At 77.2% G+C, this 7,227-nt stretch carries 7 protein-coding genes; 3 read left to right on the forward strand and 4 right to left on the reverse strand.

Annotated elements, in window-relative coordinates; genetic code table 11:
- Nucleotides 1-19: 19 nt before the first annotated feature.
- The 3 genes from AC3WUG_RS19035 to AC3WUG_RS19045 form a co-directional block, all read right to left on the reverse strand.
- Nucleotides 20-406, reverse strand: coding sequence for a hypothetical protein (locus AC3WUG_RS19035; protein WP_492329103.1), 387 nt, complete (start codon nt 404-406; stop codon nt 20-22).
- Nucleotides 407-472: 66 nt separating this feature from the next.
- A complete protein-coding gene (locus AC3WUG_RS19040; protein WP_492329104.1) occupies nt 473-2,317 on the reverse strand; it encodes a DUF349 domain-containing protein in 1,845 nt (614 codons plus the stop codon).
- Nucleotides 2,314-3,099 carry a peptidylprolyl isomerase gene (locus AC3WUG_RS19045; RefSeq protein WP_492329105.1) on the reverse strand — a complete coding sequence of 262 codons (786 nt, stop codon included), beginning with the start codon at nt 3,097-3,099 and terminating at the stop codon, nt 2,314-2,316. The genes AC3WUG_RS19040 and AC3WUG_RS19045 overlap by 4 nt, the downstream gene beginning before the upstream one ends.
- Before the next feature lie 156 nt (nt 3,100-3,255).
- Between AC3WUG_RS19045 and AC3WUG_RS19050 the strand changes: the two genes are divergently transcribed.
- Together AC3WUG_RS19050 and hisS are read left to right on the forward strand one after the other, a co-directional pair.
- The gene (locus tag AC3WUG_RS19050; RefSeq protein WP_492329106.1) at nt 3,256-4,014 is read left to right on the forward strand and encodes an MBL fold metallo-hydrolase; all 759 of its coding nucleotides are present in this window, start codon (nt 3,256-3,258) and stop codon (nt 4,012-4,014) included.
- Nucleotides 4,015-4,019: 5 nt separating this feature from the next.
- Complete coding sequence (gene hisS, locus AC3WUG_RS19055) at nt 4,020-5,384, forward strand: histidine--tRNA ligase (protein ID WP_492329107.1); 1,365 nt, start codon at nt 4,020-4,022, stop codon at nt 5,382-5,384.
- A 16-nt stretch (nt 5,385-5,400) separates the two neighbouring features.
- On the opposite strand, the gene AC3WUG_RS19060 is transcribed toward hisS, so the two are convergent.
- Nucleotides 5,401-5,964, reverse strand: a complete 564-nt coding sequence (locus AC3WUG_RS19060; protein ID WP_492329108.1) for a TspO/MBR family protein — start codon at nt 5,962-5,964, stop codon at nt 5,401-5,403.
- 174 nt (nt 5,965-6,138) lie between these two features.
- Between AC3WUG_RS19060 and AC3WUG_RS19065 the strand changes: the two genes are divergently transcribed.
- On the forward strand, nt 6,139-7,227 hold a 1,089-nt coding region (locus tag AC3WUG_RS19065; protein WP_492329109.1), incomplete at its 3' end, for an Rv2578c family radical SAM protein.

The raw sequence follows: 7,227 nt of genomic DNA on the forward strand, positions 1-7,227 counted from the left end.
ACTGCCTTCGTCGGCAGCGTCAGGTGTGGATAAGAGACAGGGCCGCCGACGCGCCCGTGCGGCCGGGTGCCGCGTCGGGGACGCGGGCTCCGGCCGGGGCCACGACGTCGACCCGCGCCGGCGGGGCGCCGCCGACGTGCACCCACGCCGCCGCCGCCCGCGCGACGGCGCACCGCGGCGGGACGAGCGGGGCGAGGGCAGCGGCCCGCAGCGCCGGCGTGGGGCGCACCCGCGCGGGCAGGGCGACGTCGTCGCGCAGCGGCACGAGCTGCCCGTCGCGGACGAGCAGGCGCCAGGCGACCGGGCCGACGTCGCCGGGGCGGACGAGGGGCGTGGGCGGCAGCCGGGCGGCGGTGCGCGGCGCGGGCGGCGCGGGGTGCGGCGGGGGAGCCGGTCGGGACGTCACCCGCAGCACGATGCCGGTCGACCCCCGCGCGTGGCGAGGGCGACCGGCACCGGCTGTGGACGGGCGTCAGCCCCGGGACTCCTCCGCGGCCCGCTGCACCTGCTCCAGCCAGGACCGGCGGGCGTCGAGGGCGGCCTGCGCGTCGGCGACCTTGCGGGCGTCGCCGCCGGCCTGGGCCTTCGCCAGGTCGTCCTCGAGCTGGGCGATCGCGTTCTCCAGCTGCGCGAGGGCGCCCTCGGCCCGCGCGCGGGTCTCGGGGTTGGTGCGCCGCCACTCGGCCTGGTCGGCGTCGCGCACCTTCGCCTCGACCGCGCGGAGGCGCCCCTCGACCCGCTGGATGTCGCCGCGCGGGACCTTGCCCGCGGCCTCCCAGCGGTCCTGGATCGAGCGCAGCGCCGCCTTGGCCTGGCCGAGCCCCTTCGACGGGTCGATGGCCTCGGCCTCGACCAGCAGCGCCTCCTTGACCTCGAGGTTCGCGCCGTACTCCCGGTCCGTGGCGGCGTTCAGCTCGTCGCGGGCGTGGAAGAACGTGTCCTGCGCGGCGCGGAACCGAGCCCACAGCGCGTCGTCGTCCGACCGGCTCGCGCGGCCGGCGGCCTTCCACCGCGCCATCAGGTCGCGGTAGGCGCCGGCGGTCGGGCCCCACTCGGTGCTCGACGACAGGCGCTCGGCCTCGCGGACGATCTCCTCCTTCGCGGCCTTCGCCCCGGCGTTCCGGGACTCCAGCTCGGCGAAGTAGTGCCGACGCTCGCGGTCGAACGTGGTGCGCGCGTGGCTGAACCGCTTCCAGAGCGCCTCCTCGGAGGTGCGGTCGACGCGCGGGCCGGAGCGCTGCGCGTCCTTCCACTCCTCGAGCAGGGCCCGGAGCTGCTCGCCCGCCGGGCGCCACTGCATGCGCGCCGGGTCGGTCGTGGCGATCTTCTCCGCGCGCTCGACGATCTGCGTGCGCGCCTCCAGGGCGGCCTGGCGGGCGGCGGACCGCTCGGCCTCGACCGCGGCGCGGCGCTCGGCGGCGGCGGAGCGCAGGCCGTCCAGGCGCGCGCGCAGGCCGTCCAGGTCGCCGACGGCGGCCGGCTCGGCGGTCTCCTCGGTCAGGCGCGTGAGCGTCTGGTCGATCTCCTTGACCGCGAGGTCCGTCGCGGTGAGCCGCGCCTCGAACAGCGCGACCTTCGCCTGCAGGTCGAGGAACCGGCGCACGTACAGCGCCAGCGCCTCGTCCGCCGACGCGCCCGGGAACTGGCCGACGACGCGCTCGCCGGCGGCCTCGCGGACGTAGACGGTGCCCTCGTCGTCGACCCGGCCGAAGCCGGCCGCGGCGGCCGCCTCCGCCGAGTCGTCGGCCACCGGCACCGGGACCACGGGGGTCGCGGGGGCGGCCGGGGCCTCGCCGGGCGCGTCCGCACCGGCCGCGGCCGGCGTGGCGCTCGGTCGCGGGCGGGGGCGCATCGCGCTGGGCTTCGGGGCGCTCGGCCGCGGGGCGGTCGCGGGGGTCGGCGCGGCCGGGGCCGGGGACGGCTCGGTCTCGGCCTCGGCGGCCGGCTCGGCCTCGACCGGCTCGGCCGCGGGCGCGGCGTCGGCCGCGGGAGCGGCGTCGTCGGCGGGGGCGGCGTCGTCGGCGGCGGCGGTCGGCTCCTCGGCCGGCGCGACGTGCGCGTCGGCGGGAGCCGTCTCCTCGGCCGCCGCGGGGGCGTCCTCGGTCGGAGCCTGCTCGTCGGTCGCGGGGACCTCGGCGTCGTCGGTCGCGGGGACCTCGGCGTCGTCGGCGGCCGAGACCTCGGTCGCGGTGGCCTCGGCGTCGGCCGCGGTGGCCTCCGTCGTGGGGACCTCGGCCTCGCCGACCCCGGGCGTCGCGGCCACGGCGGCCTCGTCGCTGTCCTGGGCGCGCTGCTGCTCGTCGGGCGTCTCGGTCACTGGGTCTCCACTCCCTCGATGGTGACGGGGGTGGCCGGGGTGCCGTCCGTGGCACCGCCGCTCACGCCCGCGTCAGCGACTGCCTGCACGACGTCGAGGCCCGACGTGATGCGGCCGAACACGGTGTAGCCCCCGGCGGCGTCCGCCGGGATGGTCGAGTCCTCGTAGACGAGGAAGAACTGGCTGCCCATCGACTCGCCGTTGCCGCCCTGGCGGGCCATCGCGATGGTGCCGGCCGGGTAGACGTCGTCGGCGGGGGCGTTCTCGATCGGCCCGAACGCGTAGCCGGGGCTCCCCGTGCCGGTGCCGGTCGGGTCGCCGCACTGCAGCACGTAGATGCCGCTGGTGGTCAGGCGGTGGCAGCCGGTGCCGTCGAAGTAGCCCTCCTGCGCCAGCGTCACGAAGTTCGCGACCGCCTGCGGGGCGGCCGCGCCGTCCAGCTCGACGCCGATCTCGCCCTGGCTGGTCGTGATCGTGCCGGTCCAGGTGCGGCCCTCGGCGAGCGAGGCGTCGGGGAGCACGCCGCCGTTGCCGAGGCGCTCGGCGGCGGTGGTCTGCGTGGCCGTGGGGGCGTCGGTGGCTCCGGAGCCCGCGGTGGTGTCGTCGTCGCCGCCGGTCGCGAGGAGCGCGGCGGTGATGCCCACGCCGAGCACGAGCACGCCGACGACCCCGCCGGCGATGATCTGCTGCCGCCGCTTGCGGGCGTGCTTCTGCGCCTGGCGCTGCTGCCACTTCTCGTACCGGCGGCGCTCGTACTCGCGCTCGCGCTTGCTGGACGGCACGCACTCTCCTCGGTCTCGGCGTCGGCGGGGTCCTCGTGCGCGGGCACTCAGAGCGCCCGCGCCCGCCGGACAGTCTAGGCAGCCGGTGGTCCTGGGGGTGACGCGCGCGCCGCACGCGCGTGCCGGGGGTCCCGCGGGCGCCGCTAGCGTGGCCGGGTGCGCATCCTCGGACTGACCGCCCCCGTGTTCGCCGCGGCCTGCTACGTGGTGGCGGCCGACGACGGGGACTGCGTCGTCGTGGACCCCGGCGGCGGCGTCGCGGACGCGGTGCGGTCCGCCGTCGCCGAGCACGGGCTGCGCATCGCGGGGGTCGTCGCGACGCACGGGCACGCCGACCACGTGGCGGACGCGGGCGTGCTCGCCGCCGAGGCCGGCGTGCCGCTGCGGCTGCATGCGCGGGACGCGCACCGGCTGGCCGACCCGCTCGGCACGCTGGGACTGGGGGCGGCGGCCGACCCGGGCGTGGCGGGCGCGCTGCGGTCGGCGGCAGCGGCGGCCGGGCTGGACCCGGCGACCTTCGGGCGGGTCGACCCGGCGCTGGTGGCGCCGTTCGGCGGAGCGGGTGACGGCACCGACGACGGCGCCGACGGGGCCGGCGGCACCGGCCGGACCCCGGACGTCGAGCTGCGCCTCGGCTCGGTGACCCTGGTCGCCCGGCACGCCCCCGGCCACACCGAGGGCTCGACGCTCTACCTGCTCGCCGCGGGCGACGACCGGGTCGCGTTCACCGGCGACGTGCTCTTCGCGGGGTCGGTCGGCCGCACCGACCTCCCCGGCGGCGACCCCGTCGCGATGGCGGCCACCCTGCGCGACGTCGTCGGCGCGCTGCCGCCCGGCACGCACGTCCTGCCGGGCCACGGGCCCGCCACGCGGGTGGACGCGGAGCTGGCCACCAACCCGTACCTGGCAAACTGACCCGCATGGCACGCCCGACTCCTCTCTCCGGCTTCCCCGAGTGGCTCCCCGACGGCCGCGTGGTCGAGCAGCACGTCCTCGACACCCTGCGGCGCACCTTCGAGCTCCACGGGTTCGCCGGGATCGAGACGCGGGCGGTCGAGCCGCTCGACCAGCTGCTGCGCAAGGGCGAGACCTCGAAGGAGGTCTACGTCCTGCGCCGGCTCCAGGAGGAGACCGACGCCGAGCAGGACCGGTCCGGGCAGCTCGGCCTGCACTTCGACCTCACGGTGCCGTTCGCGCGCTACGTGCTCGAGAACGCCGGGCACCTCGCGTTCCCGTTCCAGCGGTACCAGATCCAGAAGGTGTGGCGCGGCGAGCGGCCCCAGGACGGCCGGTTCCGCGAGTTCGTGCAGGCGGACATCGACGTGGTCGGAGCGGGCGACCTGCCGTACCACTACGAGGTCGACCTCCCGCTGGTCATGGCCGAGGCCCTGGGCGCCCTGCGCGACATCGGCGTGCCGCCGGTGCGCATCCTCGTCAACAACCGCCGGGTGGCCGAGGGGTTCTACCGCGGGATCGGCCTCGACGACGTCGAGGGCGTGCTGCGCAGCATCGACAAGCTCGACAAGATCGGACCGGAGAAGGTCGCCGGCCTGCTCGTCGCCGAGACCGGCGCGACGCCCGAGCAGGCGCGGGCGTGCCTCGACCTCGCGGCGATCTCCGGCGGGGACGCCGGCGTGGTCGACCGGGTCCGCGCGCTGGCCGCCGAGCACGGGATCGTGTCCGAGCTGATGGAGCAGGGCCTGGGCGAGCTGCGGCAGCTGATCGAGGCCGCCGCCGTGCGCGCACCGGGCGTCGTCGTCGCCGACCTCAAGATCGCCCGCGGGCTCGACTACTACACCGGGTCTGTCTACGAGACGGTGCTGGTCGGCCACGAGCAGCTCGGCTCGATCTGCTCCGGCGGGCGGTACGACACGCTCGCCTCGGACGGCAAGCAGACCTACCCGGGCGTCGGCCTGTCGATCGGCGTGTCCCGCCTCGTGTCCCGGCTGCTCTCCGGCGGCCTGGTCCGGGCCACCCGCGGCGTGCCGGCGGCCGTGCTGGTGGCCGTGACGTCCGAGGACAGCCGACCCGCGTCGGACGCCGTCGCCACCGCGCTGCGGGCCCGGGGCGTTCCGGTCGAGGTCGCCCCGACGGCGGCGAAGTTCGGCAAGCAGATCAAGCACGCCGACCGCCGGGGGATCCCGTTCGTGTGGTTCCCGGGCGAGGACGGCGCCGCGGACCAGGTGAAGGACATCCGGTCGGGCGAGCAGGTCGACGCCGACGCCGCGGCCTGGGCGCCGCCGACGGAGGACCGGTGGCCGCGGGTGGTCCCCGCGGAGGGCTGACACCCGGGCGCGGGCCTCACGCCAGGGCGGCGAGGCCCGCGTTCAGCGTCGTGGCGTAGAGCACCCACGCCAGGTAGGGGCCGAGCAGCCAGGCGACCCACGGGGTCAGGCGGTGGAACGCGACGATCGTCGCGACCAGCGCCACCTCGAGCGCGAGGATGATCGCCAGGCCGAGGCCCAGCTGCTCCGCGCCGAAGAACACCGGCGTCCACGCGGCGTTCAGCGCGAGCTGCACGCCGTACAGGACCAGCGCCGTCGTGGCCGCGCGGCCGTGCCGCCGCCAGATCAGCCAGGCGGCCACCGCCATCACCGCGTAGAGCACGGTCCAGACCGGGCCGAACACCCAGTTCGGCGGGGTCCATGCGGGCTTGTCGGCGTCGGCGTACCAGCCGTCGACCCCCGAGGCCGACGCCAGGCCGCCCCCGAACGCGACGAGCGCGTTGAGCAGCAGCAGGCCGACCAGCACGGGCCAGCCGCGGGTGGCCGGGCCGGTGCCCGCGCCGGGCGTGCTGCCCGTGCGGGCGGCGTCGCGGCGGGCGGGGTGGCTCGGGGCGGGGCGTGCCGGGTTCGCGGAGGTCATGCCCCCACGGTCCGTCGGCCACGCCGGGTCGGCAACCGGAAGGCCAGCATGCTGAGATTCTGGTCCCTCGCCGGCGGCCGGGTGGTCGCCGCCGCGCTCCGCCCGCGCGGCGCGTCCCCAGGGTCGTGCCCTGGGTGGTTGCGTGGAGGTCGAACACGTGTTCGAATCTGTGCCATGCGGTGGGACGGGCAGAAGATCGCGGTGGAGGCGGCGCAGGCGCTGCCCGGCCTCGCGCTGGCGGGGCACCAGCGGTCGGTCCGCACGCCGGAGTTCGCGGGCGTGACCTTCCACGAGGTGCACGCGAAGTCGGCCCTCAACAAGGTGCCCGAGGCGTCGGCGATGCCGTTCCGGTGGACCGTGAACCCGATGCGCGGTTGCCTGCACGCCTGCACCTACTGCTTCGCCCGCCCGACGCACGAGTACCTGGGGCTCGGCCCCGACGAGGACTTCCAGACCCAGATCGTGGTGAAGACCAACGTCGTCGACGTGCTGACCGCGGAGCTGCGCCGGCCGTCCTGGCGGCACGAGCACGTCGCGCTCGGGACCAACACCGACCCGTACCAGCGGGCGGAGGGGCGGTACGCGCTGATGCCCGGGATCATCGGGGCGCTCGCGCACTCGGGCACGCCGATGTCGCTGCTCACCAAGGGCACGCTGCTGCGCCGGGACATCCCGCTGCTCGTCGAGGCGGCGGGGGAGGTCGGGGTGAGCGTCGCCGTCTCCCTCGCGATCGGCGACGAGGAGCTGCAGCAGGCGATGGAGCCGGGGACGCCGACGCCGCGCGCCCGGCTCGGGCTGATCCGGGCGGTGCGGGAGGCGGGGCTGGAGTGCGGCGTGCTCGTCGCCCCGGTCATGCCGTGGCTCACCGACTCCACCGCGCACCTCGACGGGCTGTTCCGCGACCTCGCCGAGGCCGGTGCGTCCTGGGTGACGACGATCCCGCTGCACCTGCGCGGGCCGGTGCGGCCGCTGATGCTGTCGTGGCTCGCCGAGCACCGGCCGGAGCTGGTGCCGAACTACCGGCGGCTGTACGCGAACGGCGCCTACGTGCCCGAGGAGTACCGCCGGTGGCTGTCCGAGCGGGTGCGGCCGCTGCGGCGGCGGTACGGGCTGCACGGGCCGTCTGCGGCGCCGCTCGAGGGTGCGGGGTCCCCGGCCGGCGCGGGCGGAGGTGCGGGGGTCGGCGCGGGCACAGGTGCGGGTGCGCGCGCTGGCGCGGGTGCGGGCGGGGTCGCCGGCGCGGGGTCGTCAGCGCGGACCGGC

This window comes from Cellulomonas sp. EB106-03-03-XG116 (genome assembly GCF_058792015.1).